This window comes from Streptomyces sp. NPDC002309 (assembly GCF_053593375.1).
In genome coordinates, this window is sequence record NZ_JBSFCI010000024.1 from 36,998 (window position 1) to 57,060 (window position 20,063).

The following is a 20,063-nucleotide window of genomic DNA, read 5'->3' on the forward strand; positions in this document are numbered from 1 at the left end:
TCGTGCAAGGAGCGCGCTTTGCCATTTCCCCTGATCGTTGTCGGTGCCGTGCTGGCGGGTGGAGCGATCGGGACGGCCATCACCGTCCACCGGCTCAAGCGTCCGGCGAAGATCATCCTGCTCGGTGAAGGGATGAGCGGCAAGACCACCCTGTTGAACACCTGGCAAGGCAAGTGGGACGAGCCGGTGCATCGGACCCACCCGGCGGGGGAATTCATCGGAAAGATCCGGTTGGACACGGGGAAGAAGATTCTCTGGATCGACAAGCCGCTCAAATTCAGGAACGTCAAGGACTTCAGCGGTATGGACGAGATCCTCGACGCCTCCCAGGACAGCGTGAAGGCGGCCCATTACATTCTCTATCTCATCAAGGCGCCCCACCTCGAAGCGGACGAGGAAACTCCAGGGGAGTCCGAGGCGTACGAGCGGATGATCGCTGACATCGCGCGCATCAAGAGATACAGCGACAAGGTCGACCGGGTCATCTTCGTCGTCACGTTCACCGACAAGGACTCCCGGTACGAACTGCTGGGTCCGGCCGCTTACCTGACCCATGTGCGCGGCCAGCTGAGCGACCTGATCAGCATGCTCAACATGCGTCCGGAGACCAAGGTGGTGGCCGGGAGCCTCGCCGCTCTGGAACCCGCGCAGCTCCTCGCGGGCGAAGTCGTTCAGGCGATGCTGTGAGCGTCCGTCTGCGGCTGGTCTACGCCGAATACGAGAGCGGCGAGCCGCCCTTCGTCTGGCTCGACGGGAAACGCCGGGGAGCCGAGGAGAAGCGACAGGCGATTCATCGGATCAGCTGGTTCAGCAGGGAGGGGAGGCACCGTCGCGGCGAGCTCGGGCTGGCGATCCGTCGTGGTGAGTTGCTGCTGATCCAGACGACGGTCGCGCTCGGTCACGACAATGGCGGGTCGCAGGGTGTCGTCGTGGTCGTGCAGGGCGTCGAGTCCGGCGTGGACTGGGAGGCCGCCGTCACCGTGCTGATCGCCGAAGTGCTGCGTGACGGCCGGATCGCCGTGGACCGCGAGAAGTTCCGTTCGGTTCTGGAATGGGGCGCCAGATCGTGGGCCAAGGAGACCACGCAGGCCATCAGGGAAAAGGGGGGCAACCTTTTCGCTGCCGCCAGGACAAGAAGGTTACGAAAAGAAGACAAGGTGGCCTTGGCGACAATGCACATTCCGGAGAAACTGGCCGATCGGCTGATGACCGTCTCCCGTGAGGATTTCGTCCGTATCTCTGACGACGATCCGGAGAGGCTCCGTGACCATCGCATCACGATCGTCCCGGTTCCGCTGTTCGGTCGGTGGAAGCAGTTCCCTGAACTCCATGAGACCGTCCTGTATTCGGATCAGGCGTATGTGCGCGATCGTGATTCCGTCCATCGGTACGTGGCGGCGGACACCGCGATTCAGGGGACGGCGCTGCGGAAATGCCGGCTCGCGCTCAAGGTCTGCAAGGAACTCGGGGCCAAGTCGCTGCACGTCATGGAGTCCCGAGCGGATTCCGGAAGCTTCAGCGTCAGCAATGAGTACACCGCTCAGGCGCGGGCCGGACGGGCGGCGGAGGCACACAAGAAGCTGCCCAAGGCGGGCCTGTCGGTCGAGGAGCAGAGCTCGCTGAACCTCGCCGCGCAGTTGCGGCACGATCTGAAGCTGACCATCGAGGCGGAGGGGAACTGGCCCGGCCACACGCCTTCGATCGCGGGAGCCCTCGGCGTCCTCGAAGACTACGATCCGAGCGACGTCGAGGATCTGCGGATCTTCATCGAGCAGCGGGACGGGGCGCACAACGTGAGCACGAGCCTTTCGCTCGTGGTCAATCTCCTCAGCGAGCTGAACCGCGACTTCGATCTGTTCTGCAAGACCGCCGCCGGTCTCGAGGCCTCGCTCGGGCGCCAGCAGGCCAAGGCCGAGACGAGCATGAGCAACACCTTCAAGGTGCAGTTCGAAAGAACCAGGATGGTGTCGCTCTCACTCAAGGTCGAGTTCTGAGTTCCGGGGCCTCTCTTCAGGTCCGCATGCCCAGGAAAGGGGAGAGGGTCGCGGCGGTGGCCGCGGATCGCAGGTAGTTCGTGGCGTGGTGGAAGCGGAAGAGGGGGCTGACCACCGTGGTGTGATCCACCGCGACTCCGTCGAAATGCCGGCCGAGGCGGGGTGGAACGGCCACGGGGTCCCCTGGGTCGGCGATATTGACCCAACGGGTCGGGCCGGGCGGACGTGCCCCGCGTACGGGGCGACGGGTCGAGTCGGGTTCAGGTATGAGGCGTTCGAACACCGCACGGGGAAGCGCGAGCGGAGAGCCGAGGGTCAGCAGGAGCGCCGGCTGAAGATCCGGGCGCGCGTGCAGAGCCTCATAGGCGACGATCGAGCCGAGCGAGTGCGCGATGACGACCTGCGGTCGATGAGCCGCGATCCGGGCGGCGACTTCGGCACGGGCGCTGAGGCGTTCAGGAGCGTCCGCCGCGCGAAGATACGTGGCGACCTCGGGAAAGAACATCCGCAGGAAGACCCGGAGAGGGCCCTCGGCGAGGTCGAACCTGCGGGCGACCCAGGTCGACAGCGCTCGGAGAGGCACCGTCGCGTGGCCTTGCGTCACCTCGTCCGGCACGCCCAGTTCCTGAGCCCATGCGTCGAGCATCACCTGCGCGAGCGGGTCGGAGAAGTGGTCCTCGTCAGGTTCGCCTTGCGCCGCCGTGGGGGCCAGGAGCTTGTCCGCGTAGTACGCGAAGTCGACGTGGAGCCGGTCGGGAGGCACACCGAGACCCTCGCTCAAGTGCTGTGCCCACAGCGTCGCTTTGAGCGCGCGGAGCTCCTCCTGGCGTGCGCGCCCGAGGTCGGCACCGAAGCTGTTGCCGACCCCGTGCACGGCCGTGACACGTAGCGGAGCGCTGTGCGCTGAGGTCATGGGTGCACCGCCTTCTGAAGGGTGAGCCTGAGGACGGCCACCTCCGGTCCGAAACCGACGACCACGGTTGCGTCCGACGTCATGGTGATGGCCGAAATAGCAGTGGGAAAGCGAAACGTGCTGATGCGGGTGAGGGTGGTGAGGTCCCACACCCGCACCGATCCGTCAGGACCGCCTGTGACGCAGTGCGGACGAGAGTCGAGCAGCACGACGGCCATCGCCGACACCGCGTCCTCCGCCGCGTAACCGGCCTCGGTCAGGACGCCGGAAGGAGTGCCGGTCGTCAGATCCCAGATCTGGACCAGACCTGAGAGCGAGTTGGCGGTGATGGCGTGAGGGCGACCGTTCAGCTCCACGGCCGCGACCGCGCGCACGTAGGTGGTGTCGTTGATCAGCTCGTGAGTCTGCCTGCCCGTGGCCACGTTCCACACACGGACCCATCGTGCGTCGCTCTCGGCGGCCGCGACGATCGCGTGGGGCTGCCCGTGCACCTCCGCGATCGCGATGGCCTGTGCGCCTCCCCAGCGGGTCAGCTCGTGTATCCGGGTTCCCTCGCCGCAATCCCAGACCTGCACCGGTCCCCATCGGCCGCCCATGACGAGATGGGGACGATCGTTCAGGGTCGTCAACGCGGCGGTGTCCATGTGTGGCGCGCCCACGGCATCCGGGACCTCCGTGGGTCCGGTGAAGGCGTAGACCCGGGTGCCCGTGGTCACGTCCCATATCCCTATGTCGTGGTACCTGCCGGAGACGACCGCGTGGAGTCGGCCGTCCACCGCTGCGACAGTCAGGGGTGTGCCGTCGGTGTCCAGGGCGCGTGTCAGGGTGCCGGCGGTCAAGTCCCACAGCCGGATCGATCCATGACCGCCGGCCGCGAGAGCGTGGCGGCGGCCGTCCAGCAGTCCGACGGCGACGACCGCCGCGACCGACGTCTCCACCGTCAACTCGTCCGGTCGGGGGCTGGATGTCAGGTCCCAGACCCTCACCTCGCCGTCCCGGGCGCCGGTGACGGCATGAGGGCGGCCGTCGACGTCAGTCACCGCCATCGCCGACACGTCGCTCGTGTGACCGGTCAGCACACGGGTCAGCGCTCCGGTGGTCACGTCCCAGACACGCACCGCTCCGTTCCAACTGCCGGTGACGGCGAGAGGGCGCCCGTCGACTTCCGTCAACGCCAGTCTCCGGGTGTGCCAGTGGGCGACGCGGACCTCGGTGCGGGTGACCAGGTTCCACAGCCGTACCGGGCCCATGCCGTCACCCGCCGCGACGGTGATCGCATGAGGGACCCCGTCCAGGTGCACCGCCACCACACTCGACACCGAGGCGATCAACTCGGCGAGCTGCCAGGGCCTGTCGGAGCCGGCAGCCAGGCTCGCCAACCGAACGTGTCCGTCCGCGTCTCCGGTGACGACCTGCGGTTCGCCGTGCACGTCCACCACCGCCAGGGCGCGCACATCGCGGCCGTGGCCTCTGAGACTCCGCGTGGGAGTCCCGGTCGCCAGATCCCACACCTTCACCGCTCCGTCGGCCCCGCCCGTGACGAGGTGCGGGCGGCCTTCCTGCTCGACCACCGCCACGGCCTGCACCCGGTGCCGGTGGCTGAGCGGTATCCGGTGTGTCTCGCCACCGCTCTTCAGGTCCCGGATCTGCAGTGCCACCGAGTCGCTGATGACGGCGTGCGGTCGACCGTCCAGCTGTGCCACCTCCACCAGGCCCACCGCGCCGTGAGGGCCCGTGAGTTCCCGTGTCTGGCTGCCCGTCGTCAGGTCCCAGATCCTCAGTGAGCCGCGGTAGTCCTCGTCACCACTGCTGTCGACGGTGACGGCATGAGGGCGTCCGTCCAGTTCCACCGTCGCCACCGCCAGTACGGAGGACCTGTGGCCGGTGAGGGTGCGCACCAGAGCCGGGGAGACCTGGTCACCCGTCGCCCAGAGCACTCGCCACTCCTCGTCTCCGGGCAGCGCCCGCCGCAAGGACGCATCACGGAAACGTGCCGCGTCGAGGGCCAGGAGCTTGCGGCGCTCGGGAGGCGGGAGTTCATGGTGAATTCCCCAGGAGGCCCGATAGACGGCGGCGGTCGTCCTCGCCTGAACGGAGGCGGCGTGCCGCAGGGCATCCGCGAGGGAGACGGGGTCGGCATGCTGAAGGAATCCGACGTCCTCGAGGAGCTCGTCCAGTCGCCCGGCGTCGACGGCGTGCTGCGCGGTGTGGCGCAGCAGGTACGGCGCGGAGTGCTGCCACTGCCTTCGGCCTGCCGCGTCGCGGGGCACACAGTTCAAGAGCCGCTCGTACACGCGCCTCGCACCGTCGTCGGCTGCCGCGTTCGCGGAAGGCGGCTCGAGGGGGAGCCCGTCGAGGGCGCGCAGCCTTTCGGCGAGTCCTTCGTGGAAGAGCCGGTAAAGGGTGGTGCCGTCCTCGTCGACTTCGCGGCGAAGGTAGAAGCGGGCCTCCTCGTCCAGGAGCGCGTACAGGTACGGCAGGGGAAGGGCCGCGGTCCGGTCGGCAGGTCCGAGGAAGGCCGCGGCGACGTGCGCCAGGACGCCCTCGGGCATACCCCGTCCCTGGGCGTGGGCGAGGGCGGTCAGGACGGGCCGCAGGAGCGGCCGGCCGGAATGGCGTCGCAGGTCGAGTTCCAGCAGCGACGGAAGACTGAGAGGTATGGCACCGCCCAGCGCCGCGGCTTCACGGGGACTTCCGGGGAGCGGGCCGGCGAGAAGGAAGTGCGTGTACAGACCGGCGTTCAGGAACTCTCCCCATCGCAGGCCCTCTGCGGGGACCGTTCGGCCGCCGAGGTCGTGTCCGGTGAGGGCGTCGGCCATCGCGCGGGCGAGAGCGTCGCGGACCGGGCGCTGCGAACCCGCCGCGTAGGGACCGTCGGCGGCGAGCAGTCGCTTGACGTAGGCATCCAGGTCCTGACGAACGGTCGCCGGCGCGACGGCGCCGAGGTCCATGCACGCGTCAGCCTCCGCTGCCAGGTCCAGCAGGCCCTGAGCCCGTCCGTCGTCCCTTGTACCGATGAGCAGCCGCAGCCGTGGCCGTCCGTCCGGGTCGAGTGCCTGCCGGGCCAGCGGCAGGAGCAGGGCGGTGGTGATGTCCTGGGGCCGTAGGGCCTCGTCCAGGGCGTCGACGATCACGGTGACCGGACGGCTGCCGGGCGGCAGGAGCCGCAGCAGGTGGCCCGCCGGATTGCTCCGTGCCCGGACGCCGCTCTCGTGGTCCGCCGGAGTGCTCCCTGCTTGGACGCCGCTCTCGTGGTCCGCCGGAGTGCCGTCCAGGTCGCTGATGCCTCGCAGTTGACGTGCGAGGGAGTCGACGACGTCATCCAGACCGAGGCGCCGCGCGTGGATCACGGCGAGGCGGTCGTTCGTTCCCGGAGCACAGTCACCCAGACCTGCCCACAGATGTCGGGTGTGCAGGCGCAGGAAGGGGTGAGCGGCGCAGACCAGTACGCCGAGCAGGGCCGACTTGCCGGCTCCGGGCTTCCCGACGACCACACGCAGACCCGGGCCCGCCTCCGTGTCGTCCAGCCAGGAGGAGAGGGTCCGCAGTTGCTCCGTGCGCCCTGTGAAGTAGCCCTCTCTCCAGTCACGCCGCACCGGTTCGGCACCGCCCGCGCGCTGGATGAAGTGCAGTGGGTCCGCGGCCCAGTCGATCAGCCGGGCGATCTCCGGGGGGAGGCTCGAAGTGAGGGCGGAGGTCCCGCGGTCGGGCTCGAAGGAGGGATTGGGGAAGAACGGCAGGTGGGACAGGTCGGCATGACCAGGGATCAGGCTGGTGAGGATCTCCTGCGGCAGACCTCCGGTGCGGGCGGTCAGTTCGTCGACGACACGCTCGGTGTCTCTCCAGACCGTCTGCACCGGGATGTAGGGCACGGTCGGATCGAAGCGGACCTTCATGCTGCGATATGTCTCAAGCACCTGTACGAGGGCTCGACTCAGTCGATACCCGAAGGCCCGCTGCCCGGGGCCGGTCGCCGCCAGCACCCACGCGCGACGTCGCGTCACCTTCATCCGCGCGTGCCAGTCGGTGACTGCCGCCGACCCGGCGTAGCAGACGTCCAGGACGAACAGTGTCATGGGCCGGTGGTGCTGCGGCTGGTCCTCGATCAGGTCGATCCAGGCACCGACGGGTCGGCTCATCCGTTGCCCGTCGGCGTCGAGGACGTACAGCTTCTCGCTGCTGCCCTCGGCCAACTCGCCGTGGCCCACGACGTGCACGATCAGTACATCGATGTCGCCGGAGACCAGCGCCGACTCGACCAGCCTCTCCCTCTCCGGCGGTTCGGCCGCATCCCGTTGATAGGGACGGTATGTGAACTCCGCCAGGGCATGTGCGAGCCGTTCGGCATGCGCGGGTGCCTGCTCCAGCACATCGAGCCCGGGCCGCGGTGAATCCCCGTCCTCCCCGCGCGTCAACGCGATGCCCAACGACACCACCGCATGCCGTGCGGTCGCGCTCGTGCCGGTTGTCGGTCGCCCGGCCTCCGCCGGATTCCGCATCCACCCTCCCCGCCAAGCGCAGCGCCCCAGTGGAGTCGGGAGTGATTCTAGATATCGCGGGCGATCACGGGTGGCGGATCAGCGGGAGCGGTGGCGACGGCACCGTCATGCCGGGGCTCCCTCTCTCAGGCAGACGACCGTCCCGGTCCTGGCGGCTTCCCGTAGTGCCGTCAAGGTGCGTACGGGGGCGGGCGGAAGGGTCCGGGGCAGGTCCTCGGGGGCCGTGAAGGTGTGGGCGTCGTGTTCGGGGCTCAGGGTGATCCGTGTGTCCGGTGCTACGGCGCCGCCGTGGAAGTAGCAGTCCAGGACCGGGCCCGTGCCGCCCACGTTCGCCCGGTGGTCGATGCCGATCAGGGTGGGCGGGGCGGCGAGGGTGATGCCGGTCTCCTCGTGGGTCTCCCGGTGCGCGGCGGTCAGGGGGTCCTCCCCGTGGTCGAGCATGCCTCCGGGGAGCCACCAGACGCCGGCCGCCGGCTGGGTGGGGGCGTAGCGCAGGAGGAGGATGCGGCCGGTGTGGTCGAAGAGCAGGACGCAGGCGGCGACGAGTGCCTGCGGCTGGGTCCTGATCCATTCCTCGCGGGGGAGTACGTCGGTCACTCGCGCCCCCTGGTCGTGCCGGTGGTGCCGGTCGTGCTGATCATGCTGGTCGTCCCTCCCGGTGGTCCTGACAGGACTAACGGGTGAGCGCGCCTTCGGTGACCCGGTGACCGGTGACCCGATTCGGTGGCGGGGGCGGCGGGTACCCGGTGTCCTTCCCTCGTACGAACGACACCGCGCCGACGAGGACGGTACCGCCATGACCGAGTACGAACGTTCCCGCACGATGGCCGCTCAGCCCGAGCAGGTCTTCGACGAAGCCGCCGACGTCGGGCGGCTGGACAGTTGGATGCCTCAGGAACTGCACGTGGCGGCCGTGGACCTGCCCGCCGTCACCGTGCACGAGGACCGCACCGACGAGGACACCGCCGCCCTGCTGCAGGCCCGGCGCGAGCAGATGCGGCTCGAGTGGGGCACCCGCGAGCAGGGAAGCTACGCCGGCTGGCTCCAGGTCGCGGGGATCGGGGCCGGGGCCAGCGAGGTGACGGTGCACCTGTCGTTCTTCGACGCCAGTCACGACCCCGGCGAGGCGGCCGTCGCGGACGCCCTGGACGCCAGCCTGCGGCGGCTGGAGGAGCAGGTGCGGCTGCGGGGCGGGCCCGCCTCGGGCTGACCTCGCCGTGACAACTGTCCTCGCCGTGACGCCTGTCCGGAACCCCGCGTTCGACCGGCCGGACTTCGGGAAGACGAAGGGAGACACGGGTGATGCACGCAGGGTGACGTACCGCAAGGTGACGTGGCCCGTGCGGTTACGGGCGAGGAGGATGCCATGGAGCGGGTGGCCGGAAGGGCGCGGTCGGAGCAGCGGATCGGCATCCGTACGTACGGTGAGGTCGACTCGGCCCTCAGGGGGCTGGTGGCCCGGCGGGGCGGTCGGGCGGGCAGCGCGCAGTTCTCCGCCGGGGAGGCGGTGGCCCTGGAGTGGGCGCTGGGGAGGACGGCCCGCTCGCCGATCACCGGGGTCGGTGCCCGCGACGTCCCGGATCTGCAACTGCTGACGGCCGAGGTCGACGCCACCGTCGTACGCCTGGAGGACCCCACCGCCCCGGCGGGCAACCGCGACTACTTCCGCGGGGTCCACGGCGCCCTGTCCGCGGGGTCCACGGCGCCCTGGCCTGGATCTGCGGTCTGGGGGCCCGGCTCGTCTGACGGGCCTCGTGCTCGTCAGACGGGCCTCGCGAGGCCGACGGGGACTTCTCGGACAGCGGTTCCTCCCGGACCGCGGGCGCGCTACCGCACCCGCCCCGTGGGCTCCTCCGTCTCGTCCTCCTCGTCCGGGAGATGGACGTCGTCGACCGCGATGTTGACCTCGACGACCTCCAGGCCGGTCATCCGCTCGATCGACGCGATGACGTTCTCGCGCACGTCGGCCGCGATCTCGGTGATGGACAGCCCGTACTCCACGACGACGTCGAGATCGACGGCGCTCTGCCGTTCCCCGACCTCGACCTTGACGCCGCTGGTGACGCCGGCCCGCCGACCCGGGACCCGCTCGCGCACGGCGCCCATCGTGCGGGCGAGGCCGCCGCCGAGGGCGTGGATTCCGGGCACCTCACGTGCCGCCATCCCCGCGATCTTCGCGACGACGTCGTCCGCGATGGTGGTCCTGCCCCGGCTTCCCGGCGCCACGGACGCGCCGCCGCGCGCGTTCGCGTCGGTCTCGCTGGTGCGTACGGCCGTACCGGTCGTCTCCGTCATGTCCGACCCGCCTCCTCGGGGGCGCGCAGGGCCACCGCACAGGAGGCCCGTCGCGACGCTCATACCTCCCCCCAAGCCTGCCCCGGGCCCACCGGGCCCGCCACCGCAGGCCCGCGCCCCCTTCACATTCGCCGGGAGGCGGCCCCGGGCGCCGTCCGGCGCCACTACTCCTCGAACAGCACTTCCTGGCCGTCCATTTCGGCGTCCTGCCGCACCCGCTTGTTCCGTGTCCCCACGACGAACGCCGCACCGGCCGCCACCGCGCCGAGGGCCACCGGGACCATCCAGCCGCGGTTCAGCCGGTCGCCGAGGAGGTGGTCGAGGGAGAGGCGGCCGGGGCCGGCGACGGCGAGGCCGGCCGCGGCCATGCCGAGGGTGGCGGGGTACTCGAAGCCGCCCTCCGCGTTGAAGAAGCCGTTGGGCATGTGCACCGCGCCGGCGCCCGACATCCCGCCGGCCGCAGCCGCGCCCGCCGCCGGGGTGGCCAGTCCCAGCGCCAGCAGGGTCCCACCGCCCCACTCCGCGAGCCCCGACGCCGTGGCGCTCAGCTTGCCGGGGCGGTACCCGACCGACTCCATGAACTGTCCCGTCCCGTCGAGCCCGGCCCCGCCGAACCAGCCGAACAGCTTCTGCGCGCCGTGGGCGGCCAGTACCCCGCCGGTGCCCAGCCGGAGCAGGAGCAGACCCAGATCACGTCGGTCGTAGCACGTCACGTTGTCTCCCGGTGCAGAACGGTGCAGAACGGTGCGAAGCAGTGCGGAGCCGTGGAGCGGTGGTGGACCTCTCCCCACCGTCGCAGCCCGCCACCCGCCCGGCCCTCCCGGGCGGCCGTTCGGGTGGCGGGGTGCCGGGGGCGGTGTGAGGGTGGCTGGCATGACGATTCAGACGGCCAGACTGAGCGACCCGGCGGTGCGTGCCTTCGTCTCCGCTGTCAACGCCCATGACCGCCAGGCCTTCATGACCCTCCTCGCGCCCGGCGCCACCATGGCCGACGACGGTACGGACCGTGACCTCGACGACTGGATCGACCAGGAGATCTTCTCCACGCACGGTCATATGGAGGTCGACAACGAGTCCGACGGGGGCCGCGCCCTCGTCGCCCGGTACAGCAACGACACCTGGGGCGAGATGCGCACGCGGTGGACCTTCAACGTCGACGACGACGGCAGGATCATCCGCTTCGAGACCGGGCAGGCCTGAGCGAGTCACCCCGGCTCGCGTGCGCTCCTTGTGCTGAAGCGCACTTCAACTCCTAGCCTCCGGGGCATGGAGATCACCAGAGAACTCGGACGCAGCGGCATCGAGATCAGTGCCCTCGGCTTCGGTTGCTGGGCTGTCGGCGGTGAGTGGCAGGACACCGGCGGGCAGCCGCTGGGCTGGGGCAAGGTCGACGACGAGGAGTCCGTACGGGCGATCCGGCGCGCCCTCGACCTCGGTGTCACGTTCTTCGACACCGCCGACACCTACGGCGCCGGTCACAGCGAACGCGTCCTCGGCCGCGCGCTCGGCAAGCGCCGCGCCGACGTCGTCGTCGCCACCAAGTGGGGCAACGTCTTCGACGAGGACACCCGCACCCTCACGGGCACCGACGACTCCCCGGAGTACGCGCGCCGCGCGCTGACCGCCTCCCTGCGCCGCCTGGGCACCGATCACGTCGACCTGTACCAGCTGCACCTCTCCGACGCGGACCCGGAGCGGGCTGCCGAACTCCGGGAGACGTGCGAGGAGTTCGTGCGGGAGGGGCTGATCCGGGCCTACGGCTGGAGCACCGACGACCCCGCCCGCGCCGCCGTCTTCGCCGAGGGCGCGCACTGCGCCGCCGTGCAGCACCGACTCAACGTCCTCCAGGACGCGCCCGAGATGCTCGCGCTGTGCGCGGAGTCGGGGCTCGCCGGCATCAACCGCAGCCCGCTGGCGATGGGGCTGCTCACCGGGAAGCGGGCCGCCGGGCAGCCTCTCGAAGCGGGGGACATCCGCAGCGCACCGCCCGCCTGGCTGCCGGGGTTCGCGACCGGCGGCGGCGCCGACCCGGAGTGGACCCGGCAGGTCGACGCGCTGCGGCAGGTCCTGACGTCCGACGGCCGCACGCTCGCGCAGGGCTCCCTCGCCTGGATCTGGGCGCGCGCCGGGCACACGGTGCCGATTCCCGGCTTCCGTACGGTCGTCCAGGCCGAGGAGAACGCGGGCGCGCTCGCCAAGGGGCCGCTCCCACGGCGCAACTGGCCGAGATCGACGCGCTCCTGGGGCGGTGAGCACCGAGCCCGGCGTCATCCTCGGCCGGCATGCGCCGAGTCGATGACGCCGTTCAGGCGGCAGCCGTCCCACGGTCGACCGGTTCGCACCTCGCGGTCCCGCGCGAGGTCCCCCCTCCGGTCGCCGTGGAACGGCTGCCGCACCCCCCTCAGAAGTGGCCTATGGGAGCCGGACGCTCCAACTGTGAAGTCCTTGTGTGAAGTTCCTGTGGAGGAGATTCGAGCATACGGCCCCGACCGGCCACAATGGTGGGGATGGTCAAATTCCGCTTGTAAAGGTTGACCGTTCAGCCACGTACGACGAGCGGCATCGTCGTCGCCGGCACCGTCGCGAACCTTCATGTGCGGTGCATCGGGGTTCAGGCCGGTGGTGAAGCGAACACGACCGCCGACCCGCACATGTGCCGTACGTGACCACGCCGGGGCGCCGGTCACGACGGCCGCGTCCTTCGTCACCGAAGTGCGGGACCAGGGGCTCAGGCAGGTGTGAGTCCCGCCGTGGGGTCCGTCTCGGGGGCCTCGCCCGGGTAGCGGACGCCGACGTGGTCCCGGATCGCGTCGAGCGTCCGCATCACGGCCAGGGTGCCGTCGAGCGGGACGAGAGGGGACTCGGTCTCGCCGGCACGCAGGGCGCGCATCACCTCGCGGGCCTCGTGCTTGAGGCTGTTGTGCGGCGCGCCGGTGGCCGGGTCGTGGACGAACTCCTCGGGGTCCCGGCCGTCGCGACGCAGGACGAAACGGTCGGGGTTGAAGAAGCCGTGCGGGATGTCGATCCGGCCCTGGCTGCCGGTGACGGAGGCCGTCACGGGCGTACCCCCGACGATGGAGCAGTGCACCGACGCCAGTGCGCCGCTCTCCCAGGAGAGCAGCGCGCTCGTCTGGAGATCGACGCCCTCGTCGGAGAGCATCGCTCTCGCCGCGATGTCCGACGGCTCCCCGAGCAGCAGATGCGCGAACGACACCGGATACACCCCGAGGTCCAGCAGCGCGCCGCCGCCCTGCCGCGGATCGCGCAGCCGGTGCGAGGCCGGAAGTGTTCCATTCCTCGCCTCCGGCAAGAGGTGCCCGGAAAGCCCGAAGTCCGCCTGCACACTGCGCACTTCCCCGACCGCACCGTCGTCCACCAGCGCTTTCAGCCGCCGCACCAGCGGACTGCAGTACATCCACATCGCCTCCATCAGGAAGCGGTCCCGCTCGCGCGCCAGCGCGACCAGTTCCCCGGCCTGGCGCACGTTCAGCGTGAACGGCTTCTCCAGCAGCACGTTCCGCCCCGCCGACAGGGCCAGACCGGCGGCCGTCCGGTGCGCCGCGTGCGGGGTGGCGACGTACACCACGTCCACGTCCTCGTCGTGCGCCAGCGCCTCCCAGTCCCCGTAAGCCCGGGGAATACCGAAGCGCTCCGCGAACGCCTTCGCCGACTCCGCGGTCCGTGACGCCACCGCCACCACCTCGGCGTCCGGCAGATCCACCAGATCCGCCGTGAACGCCGAGGCGATCCCGCCCGTCGCCAGGATTCCCCACCGCACGCTGTCCGTGGCCATGTCCGTCCCGCCCTCGTTCCCGTTCGATCTCGTTCGTTCTCGTTCGATGTCAGCAGGCACCGTGTTCGAACTGAGAGCATAGGGACCGGACTGCGCGGAGAGGGAGGGGCACATGTCCGAGGGGGCACCGATACCGGACCTGTCACGGGCGGCCGCGACCGGGACGCGGTCTCCCGTCCGTGCCGCGCGCCGCACCGGTCTGCTCGTCACGCTCGTCCTCGGCGGACTCACGGCCATCCCGCCGCTGTCGATGGACATGTACCTCCCCGCGCTGCCGGAGGTCACCCGCTCGCTGCACGCGCCAGCCGCGACCGTGCAGCTCACCCTCACCGCCTGCCTGGCCGGCATGGCCCTCGGGCAGCTGGTCGTCGGTCCCATGAGCGACCGCTGGGGCCGCCGCCGTCCGCTCCTCGCCGGACTCGCCGTGTACGTCGTCGCCACCGTGCTGTGCGCCCTCGCGCCCACCGTCGGGACACTGGTCGCCCTCCGGCTGGCGCAGGGACTCGCGGGCGCGGCCGGGATCGTGATCGCCCGTGCGGTCGTGCGCGACCTGTACGACGGCGTGGCGATGGCCCGCTTCTTCTCCACCCTGATGCTGATCTCCGGCGTCGCACCGGTCGTGGCGCCGCTGATCGGCGGGCAGCTGCTGCGGGTGACGGACTGGCGGGGGGTGTTCGTGCTGCTCGCCGTGGTCGGGGCGGTGCTCGCGGCGGTCGTGTGGTTCCGGCTCCCGGAGACCCTGCCCGCCCGGGAGCGGCACAGCGGCGGCGTCGGGGAGGCCCTGCACGCCATGCGCCGCCTCCTCGCCGACCCGCCCTTCACCGGGTATGTGCTCACCGGCGGATTCGCCTTCGCCGCGCTGTTCGCGTACATCGCGGCCTCGCCGTTCGTCGTCCAGGAGATCCACGGCGCCTCCCCGCAGACGTTCGGCCTGCTGTTCGGCCTGAACTCGATCGGGCTGGTCGTCGCGGGGCAGGTCAACGGCAAGGTGCTGGTCGGCCGGGTCCGCCTGGACAAGGTGCTGGCCGTCGGCCTCGGCGTCGTCGTGCTGGCCGCGACCGCGCTGCTGCTGATGTCGCTGGGCGTCTTCGGCGAGGTGGGGCTCGCGCCGGTGGCCGCCGCGCTGTTCGTGCTGATGAGCGCGATGGGCGTCACCCTGCCGAACACCCAGGCGCTGGCCCTGATGCGGGTGAGGCACGCGGCCGGGTCCGCGTCCGCGCTGCTCGGCACGTCGTCCTTCCTCATCGGGGCGATCGCCTCCCCGCTGGTCGGGGTCGCCGGTGAGCACACCGCCGTCCCGATGGCCGTCGTCCAACTGGCGGCCGCGCTGGTGGCGGTGGGCTGCTTCGTGGGAATGTGCCGTCCCTGGAACACCCGTGCGGGCGCGGAAGACGGGGGTACTCCCCGTTCGGCCGGCGCATCCGAGAGCTTGGGGGAAGAGAGCTGAGCGCACCCAGACTGCGTACCGGAGCCCCGGAACGGGCCGGACTCGACGCCGGTGAACTCCGCGCCCTGGTCCGCGAGGTCCGGCAGCTGACCGTGGGGGAACGCCCGTGGGCGCCGGGAGTCGTCGTGGCCGCCGGGCGGGGGCCGGTGCTCGCGGTGCAGGAGGCGGCGGGCCACGCGGTGCGGTACGCGGCGTACGACCCGGAGGCGGACGCGGGCGTGGAACTGCCGCGCTCCGCACGCGTGCCGATGACCGTCGACACCGTCTTCGACCTGGCCTCGCTCACCAAGCTGTTCACGGCCGTCGCCGCGGTGCAGCAGATCGAGCGCCGCACCCTGGGCATCGACGGGCAGGTCGGCGCGTACCTCCCCGAGTTCCGGGCCGCCGCGCGGCACGGCATCACGGTCCGCGCGCTGCTCACCCACACGTCGGGGCTGCGCCCCGAACTGCCGCTGTACGACCGCGCGACGGCCGCGGACCGCCTGGACCTGCTCCGTGCGCAGGCCCCGGACGGCCCGCCGGGCGAGTACCGCTACTCCGACCTCAACCTGCTCCTGCTCCAGCACGTCCTCGAACGTGTCACGGGCCGCCCCCTGGACGTCCTGATCCGCGACGGCATCACCCGGCCCCTCGGCATGACGTCGACGCGTTTCGGTCCGTGCCCGGGCGCGGCGGCGACGGAGGACCAGCGCCGCCCGTGGGCGAAGGCGGACCGCGGGATGCTGCGGGGCGAGGTCCACGACGAGAACGCCTGGGCGCTGGGCGGGGTCGCCGGCCACGCCGGCCTGTTCTCGACGGCCCGCGACCTGGCGGTGTTCTGCCGGGCGCTGCTGTCGGGCGGCTCGTACGGGCCGGCGCGCATCCTGGGCCCGGACTTCGTGGACCTGATGCTGACGCCGCCCGGGCTGGGCTTCGCGCTGGACCAGTCGTGGTTCATGGGGGAGCTGGCGGGCCGGGGCGCGGCGGGGCACACCGGCTTCACGGGGACGTCCCTGGTGCTGGACCGGGCGACGGACACGTTTTTGGTGCTGCTGGCCAACACGGTCCATCCGCGGCGCCGGGCCCCCGACAGTCGGCCGCGGGCCCGGGCCGGTTCGCGGATGGCCTGGGCGGTCCGGGGGGTATGAGGGCCTCGGCGACCTGAGAGAATCGCACGGTGAACGCCCCCCTGCCCGCCTCCGACACCCTCCGCGCCGCCCTCGCCGGGCTCCTCGACGGGCTGCCGCCCAGGCAGGCCGCGCAGGCCGTGGAGCGGCTCATCGCGAGCTACCGCGGGGCCACCCCGACCGACGCGCCGATCCTGCGGGACCGCGCGGACGTGGTCGCGTACGCCGCCTACCGGATGCCGGCCACGTTCGAGGCCGTCTCGGCGGCGCTGGACGCGCTCGCGGAGGCCGCGCCGGACTGGGTGCCGGGCGGGCACCTGGACGTCGGGGGCGGCACGGGCGCCGCGACCTGGGCGGTCACCGCCACCTGGGACGGCACGCGGCCGGTCACCGTGCTGGACTGGGCCGAACCCGCGCTGGCGCTGGGCCGCGAGATCGCGGCGGCCAACCCGGCGCTGCGGGACACGCGCTGGCAGCGCGCCCGGATCGGAGCGGCGCTCACCATGGAGAGCACCGATCTCGTCACCGTCTCCTACGTCCTCAACGAGCTCACCACCGCCGACCGCGCCGCCCTCGTCGACGCCGCCGCCTCCGCCGCCCAGGCCGTCGTGATCGTCGAACCCGGCACCCCCGACGGCTACGCCCGCGTCATCGAGGCCCGCGACCGCCTGATCGGCGCCGGCTTCCATATCGCCGCCCCCTGCCCGCACAGCGCCGCCTGCCCCATCGTCCCCGGCACGGACTGGTGCCACTTCTCGGCCCGGGTCAGCCGCTCCTCCCTGCACCGCCAGGTCAAGGGCGGCTCCCTCGCCTACGAGGACGAGAAGTTCAGCTACGTCGCCGCGACACGCTTCCGCCCCGCCCCGGCCCCCTCCCGCGTCGTACGGAAGCCGCAGATCCGCAAGGGCCAGGTGCTGCTGGACCTGTGCGAGGGCCCGGACGCGACGGGGCCGGACGCGACGGGGCCGGCCCTGCGCCGCACGACGGTCACCAAGCGCCACGGCGACCTCTACAAGGCCGCGCGTGACGCCGGCTGGGGCGACCCCTGGCCCCTGTGACGCGTACCTGGCGGTGTCACCGTCCCGCGTTCTTCTCCTGGAACCTGCGCAGCAGTTCCTGTTTCCGTGCCGCCGCGCCGGGGCCGCCGACACGGCCGCCCCGGTCACCGCCGCGCAGGGCCTCGCGGCCGAGCTTCCGGCGCGTGCCGCCGACGCCCAGCATGTTTCCGGCTCCACCTCGGGTCATGTCCGTCTCCCTGTTCGTCGCTGACGTCGCCGACGTCGCTGTCCTTCACCGACAGAAATGAGTCGCTAGAGACGAGACGTTTCGTCTCGCCTTCGGCTGACACCAGAGTGTGGCGAGACGCACCGTCTTGTCAACCTGCTAGATTCGGCACATGGTCAAGAAGCCCGCTCCCGACTCCACCCGCCGCAGCGAGAGGTCGCGCCGCGCGATCTACGGCGCCGCCCTCGCCCTGGTCGCGGAGGCCGGTTACGCGAGGACCACCATCGAGGGCATCGCCGCCCGCGCCGGCGTGGGCAAGCAGACGATCTACCGATGGTGGCCCTCCAAGGCCGACGTGCTCCTGGAGGCGTTCCTCGACCTCGGCGAGCAGGCGGCGGAGCAGGCCGTCGAGCAAGGAGCCCAAAACCCCGCCGAATACGCCATCCCGGACACCGGAGACCTCGCCGCCGACCTCAGGTTCGTCCTGCGCGCCACCGTCGACGAACTCCTCGACCCCAAGTTCGAGGCCCCGTCCAGGGCCCTGGCCGCCGAGGGCGTCGTCAACGAGGAGCTCGGGCGGCAGTTCGTCGCCAAGCTCCTCGAACCGCAGCTCCAGTTGTACGTGCGGCGGCTGCGCGCGGCACAGGACGCCGGCCAGGTCCGCGCCGGCGTCGACCCGCGCATCGCGCTGGAACTCTTCGTCTCCCCGCTGGCCCAGCGCTGGTTGCAGCGCACGGGACCCATCTCCCACGAGTACACCGACACCCTCGTCGACTACGCGGTGAACGGCCTCGCGCCGCGGTGACGGCAGGTGATCCACCGTGGCTTTGCGTGATCACCGGTGTGGAGTATGTCTCCTGTGCCCGGCCCCGGTTGGGGACCACGGCGCTCAGGGCGCAGGATGGTGGGACCATGAGGCACGGTGACCGTTCCAGAGACGAGGCGAGGGGATAGATGAGCGCGGAGTTCGGCGGCCGCTCCGGCCGGCAGGGCAAACTCTCCCAGTGGCTGCGCGGGCGCCGCCCCAAGGACACCGCGGACGACGGCGGCCGGGAGGCCCAGCTGCTCGCCGCGGCCGCCGCCGGAATGCCCCTGGCGCCCGCCGCGTACCCGGCACCCGGCTACCGCTGTTCCTGCGACCGCGTCGGCTGTCCCACCCCCGCCCGGCACCCGGTGTCGTTCGCCTGGCAGACGCAGTCGACCACCGACCGGGCCCAGATCGAGCGTTGGGCCCTCCACCAGCCGCAGGCCAACTTCATCACCGCGACCGGCATGACGCACGACGTGCTCGACGTGCCGCTCGAGGCCGGCCACGAGGCCCTGGACCGGCTGCTCGCCTCCGGCGTCGAGGTCGGCCCGGTCGCCGCCAGCGACGACGGCCGCATGCTGTTCTTCACCCTCACCCGCGGCACGCCCGAGGAGGAGGACGAGTGGTGGCCGTGCGAACTGGACTGCCACCCCGAGACCATGGACGAGCATCCCGGCCTGCGCTGGCACTGCCGCGGCTCCTACGTCCTCGTCCCCCCGGCCCGGCTCCCCGGTGACGATCAGTCCGTGCGCTGGCTGCGCGGCCCCGAGCACCCGCTGCCCGACCCGCTGACCCTGCTGGAGTCGCTCACGGACGCCTGCGCCCGGCACGCGGTCACGGAGCCCGACCACCCGGCCCCGGCCTGGCCCCTGCGCCACCGCTGAGCCCCGGCCGCGGCGCGATACCCCCGGGCCGTGGCTCGACCCCGCGGCTACTCGCCCTTCGCGGACGTCAGCCCTTGGATCCGGCCCAGTACGGTCACCTGGTCACCGGCCGCCCCGGACCCCTTCCTCGGGTCCAGTGCCACCTGGTTGGAGACGAACTCCATGGTCAGGGACTGCTTGATCTCGCCGGTGGTCAGCGCCTCCACGTCCTTGTCGGGCTCCGGCACCGCCGTGCCCGCGGCGGCGGTCTGCTTCTCGTAGTGACGTGTCGTGAAGAACACCGCCGCCCCGCCGTCCGCGGTGCGCAGCGCGACCGGCGCGAAGTCGCCCTCGGTCAGCGGCTCGTCCAGGTACTGGGTGACCAGACCCGGCCGCTCCTCGTTCTTCTCCCGCGCCTGGCGCCACTGGCTGGTGTGCGAGCCCGGCGCGAAGCCGCCGCCGCCGTTCTGGAGGTACGCGACGTAGTCCTTGCTCAAGTCGTCCGGCCGTACGGCGAATTCGGCGGAGTCGACGGGCAGGGCCTCGGCCCAGCCGTCCTTGTCCTTCTTGAACTCCGGCACCTTCCCGGGCGCCACGAGCGTCAGATAGGACACCTCCCACTCCTCCTCCAGGCCGTCCCTGGTGAACACCAGCAGCCAGCGCGCCTCCCCGCCCCGGTTGGCCTTGGCGTCCGCGAGGAACCAGCGCGGCCAGCCCGCCTTCTTCGGGATCGTGTACTTGACGTCGCTGAACTCCACTGGGGAGTGGTCGGGGTTGCCGCCCGGTTCGTTGACGTGGCCGGCCTTCAGCCGCGCCTCGTCGATGGCGCCCAGCGGCCCCGTGACGTGGTCGGCGTCGAGCGTGCTGTCGTACGACTTGTCCGCCCTGTTGTACGCGCTCGTGAACTCCTGGAGCGCCCCGGCCGCCTCGTCCCGGGTCGCGCCCGGCAGCACCTCCCGCTCACCGTGCACCACCACGCATCCGCTCGCCGTCAACGACAAAGCGGTCAGCGAAGCGGCCGTCAGCGCGCTCCGGTCCAGCCTGCGAAGCCTGCGAGGGCCGCGATCCCTGGTCATCGGGTCCTTTCACCGTCCCCTTCCCGGAGGCGAACCCTACCGGGG

The 20,063-nt window shown here is 71.4% G+C and carries 17 protein-coding genes and 1 pseudogene; 10 read left to right on the forward strand and 8 right to left on the reverse strand.

Annotated features, from left to right (window positions below):
* Window positions 1-18 precede the first annotated feature (18 nt).
* Both ACWCPM_RS20900 and ACWCPM_RS20905 read left to right on the forward strand, forming a co-directional pair.
* Window positions 19-687, forward strand: coding sequence for a hypothetical protein (locus tag ACWCPM_RS20900; protein ID WP_450977711.1), 669 nt, complete (start codon window positions 19-21; stop codon window positions 685-687).
* On the forward strand, window positions 684-1,994 hold the full coding sequence (locus ACWCPM_RS20905) for a hypothetical protein (RefSeq protein WP_450977712.1): 1,311 nt from the start codon (window positions 684-686) through the stop codon (window positions 1,992-1,994). The genes ACWCPM_RS20900 and ACWCPM_RS20905 overlap by 4 nt, the downstream gene beginning before the upstream one ends.
* Window positions 1,995-2,010: 16 nt before the next feature.
* Here ACWCPM_RS20905 and ACWCPM_RS20910 read toward each other — a convergent pair whose 3' ends face one another.
* The 3 genes from ACWCPM_RS20910 to ACWCPM_RS20920 form a co-directional block, all read right to left on the reverse strand.
* Entirely contained in the window at window positions 2,011-2,907 is an 897-nt protein-coding gene (locus ACWCPM_RS20910) for a serine peptidase (protein ID WP_450977713.1), read from the reverse strand.
* Entirely contained in the window at window positions 2,904-7,334 is a 4,431-nt protein-coding gene (locus tag ACWCPM_RS20915) for a hypothetical protein (RefSeq protein WP_450977714.1), read from the reverse strand. Before ACWCPM_RS20915 ends, ACWCPM_RS20910 begins: the two co-directional genes overlap by 4 nt.
* Before the next feature lie 177 nt (window positions 7,335-7,511).
* Window positions 7,512-8,003, reverse strand: a complete 492-nt coding sequence (locus ACWCPM_RS20920; RefSeq protein WP_450977715.1) for an NUDIX hydrolase — start codon at window positions 8,001-8,003, stop codon at window positions 7,512-7,514.
* A gap of 199 nt (window positions 8,004-8,202) precedes the next feature.
* On the opposite strand from ACWCPM_RS20920, the gene ACWCPM_RS20925 reads away from it, so the two are divergent.
* The gene (locus tag ACWCPM_RS20925) at window positions 8,203-8,616 is read left to right on the forward strand and encodes an SRPBCC family protein (protein ID WP_450977716.1); all 414 of its coding nucleotides are present in this window, start codon (window positions 8,203-8,205) and stop codon (window positions 8,614-8,616) included.
* 617 nt (window positions 8,617-9,233) lie between these two features.
* Here the strand turns inward: ACWCPM_RS20925 and ACWCPM_RS20930 are convergent.
* Together ACWCPM_RS20930 and ACWCPM_RS20935 are read right to left on the reverse strand one after the other, a co-directional pair.
* Window positions 9,234-9,701, reverse strand: a complete 468-nt coding sequence (locus ACWCPM_RS20930) for an Asp23/Gls24 family envelope stress response protein (RefSeq protein WP_450977717.1) — start codon at window positions 9,699-9,701, stop codon at window positions 9,234-9,236.
* A 164-nt stretch (window positions 9,702-9,865) separates the two neighbouring features.
* The gene (locus ACWCPM_RS20935; RefSeq protein ID WP_450977718.1) at window positions 9,866-10,414 is read right to left on the reverse strand and encodes a DoxX family protein; all 549 of its coding nucleotides are present in this window, start codon (window positions 10,412-10,414) and stop codon (window positions 9,866-9,868) included.
* A 160-nt stretch (window positions 10,415-10,574) separates the two neighbouring features.
* On the opposite strand from ACWCPM_RS20935, the gene ACWCPM_RS20940 reads away from it, so the two are divergent.
* Window positions 10,575-10,901, forward strand: coding sequence for a nuclear transport factor 2 family protein (locus ACWCPM_RS20940; protein WP_450977719.1), 327 nt, complete (start codon window positions 10,575-10,577; stop codon window positions 10,899-10,901).
* 66 nt (window positions 10,902-10,967) lie between these two features.
* Window positions 10,968-11,953: pseudogene (locus ACWCPM_RS20945) on the forward strand (aldo/keto reductase).
* Between the two features lie 476 nt (window positions 11,954-12,429).
* Here ACWCPM_RS20945 and ACWCPM_RS20950 read toward each other — a convergent pair.
* Window positions 12,430-13,494: a Gfo/Idh/MocA family protein gene (locus ACWCPM_RS20950; protein ID WP_450977720.1), complete on the reverse strand. Its 1,065-nt coding sequence runs from the start codon at window positions 13,492-13,494 to the stop codon at window positions 12,430-12,432.
* A gap of 112 nt (window positions 13,495-13,606) precedes the next feature.
* On the opposite strand from ACWCPM_RS20950, the gene ACWCPM_RS20955 reads away from it, so the two are divergent.
* From ACWCPM_RS20955 to ACWCPM_RS20965, 3 genes are read left to right on the forward strand one after another with little or no spacing between them, the layout of a single operon-like run.
* Complete coding sequence (locus ACWCPM_RS20955; protein WP_450977721.1) at window positions 13,607-14,941, forward strand: multidrug effflux MFS transporter; 1,335 nt, start codon at window positions 13,607-13,609, stop codon at window positions 14,939-14,941.
* The gene (locus ACWCPM_RS20960) at window positions 14,851-16,068 is read left to right on the forward strand and encodes a serine hydrolase domain-containing protein (RefSeq protein WP_450977722.1); all 1,218 of its coding nucleotides are present in this window, start codon (window positions 14,851-14,853) and stop codon (window positions 16,066-16,068) included. Before ACWCPM_RS20955 ends, ACWCPM_RS20960 begins: the two co-directional genes overlap by 91 nt.
* Before the next feature lie 29 nt (window positions 16,069-16,097).
* Window positions 16,098-17,105 carry a small ribosomal subunit Rsm22 family protein gene (locus ACWCPM_RS20965; RefSeq protein WP_450977723.1) on the forward strand — a complete coding sequence of 336 codons (1,008 nt, stop codon included), beginning with the start codon at window positions 16,098-16,100 and terminating at the stop codon, window positions 17,103-17,105.
* 16 nt (window positions 17,106-17,121) lie between these two features.
* Here the strand turns inward: ACWCPM_RS20965 and ACWCPM_RS20970 are convergent, their stop codons facing one another.
* Window positions 17,122-17,292: a DUF6243 family protein gene (locus ACWCPM_RS20970; protein WP_450977724.1), complete on the reverse strand. Its 171-nt coding sequence runs from the start codon at window positions 17,290-17,292 to the stop codon at window positions 17,122-17,124.
* Between the two features lie 151 nt (window positions 17,293-17,443).
* On the opposite strand from ACWCPM_RS20970, the gene ACWCPM_RS20975 reads away from it, so the two are divergent.
* Together ACWCPM_RS20975 and ACWCPM_RS20980 are read left to right on the forward strand one after the other, a co-directional pair.
* Entirely contained in the window at window positions 17,444-18,076 is a 633-nt protein-coding gene (locus ACWCPM_RS20975) for a TetR/AcrR family transcriptional regulator (protein WP_450977725.1), read from the forward strand.
* A gap of 149 nt (window positions 18,077-18,225) precedes the next feature.
* A complete protein-coding gene (locus tag ACWCPM_RS20980) occupies window positions 18,226-18,963 on the forward strand; it encodes a bifunctional DNA primase/polymerase (RefSeq protein ID WP_450977726.1) in 738 nt (245 codons plus the stop codon).
* A 47-nt stretch (window positions 18,964-19,010) separates the two neighbouring features.
* Here ACWCPM_RS20980 and ACWCPM_RS20985 read toward each other — a convergent pair whose 3' ends face one another.
* The gene (locus ACWCPM_RS20985) at window positions 19,011-20,018 is read right to left on the reverse strand and encodes a hypothetical protein (RefSeq protein ID WP_450977727.1); all 1,008 of its coding nucleotides are present in this window, start codon (window positions 20,016-20,018) and stop codon (window positions 19,011-19,013) included.
* Window positions 20,019-20,063 lie beyond the last annotated feature (45 nt).

Excerpts from the sequence above, each read along its gene's own strand:
- ACWCPM_RS20910 (WP_450977713.1), bottom strand. The coding sequence starts at position 2,907 with ATGACCTCAGCGCACAGCGCTCCGCTACGTGTCACGGCCGTGCACGGG.
- ACWCPM_RS20925 (WP_450977716.1), top strand. The coding sequence starts at position 8,203 with ATGACCGAGTACGAACGTTCCCGCACGATGGCCGCTCAGCCCGAGCAG.
- ACWCPM_RS20930 (WP_450977717.1), bottom strand. The coding sequence starts at position 9,701 with ATGACGGAGACGACCGGTACGGCCGTACGCACCAGCGAGACCGACGCG.
- ACWCPM_RS20940 (WP_450977719.1), top strand. The coding sequence starts at position 10,575 with ATGACGATTCAGACGGCCAGACTGAGCGACCCGGCGGTGCGTGCCTTC.
- ACWCPM_RS20950 (WP_450977720.1), bottom strand. The coding sequence starts at position 13,494 with ATGGCCACGGACAGCGTGCGGTGGGGAATCCTGGCGACGGGCGGGATC.
- ACWCPM_RS20955 (WP_450977721.1), top strand. The coding sequence starts at position 13,607 with ATGTCCGAGGGGGCACCGATACCGGACCTGTCACGGGCGGCCGCGACC.
- ACWCPM_RS20970 (WP_450977724.1), bottom strand. The coding sequence starts at position 17,292 with ATGACCCGAGGTGGAGCCGGAAACATGCTGGGCGTCGGCGGCACGCGC.
- ACWCPM_RS20975 (WP_450977725.1), top strand. The coding sequence starts at position 17,444 with ATGGTCAAGAAGCCCGCTCCCGACTCCACCCGCCGCAGCGAGAGGTCG.
- ACWCPM_RS20980 (WP_450977726.1), top strand. The coding sequence starts at position 18,226 with ATGAGCGCGGAGTTCGGCGGCCGCTCCGGCCGGCAGGGCAAACTCTCC.
- ACWCPM_RS20985 (WP_450977727.1), bottom strand. The coding sequence starts at position 20,018 with ATGACCAGGGATCGCGGCCCTCGCAGGCTTCGCAGGCTGGACCGGAGC.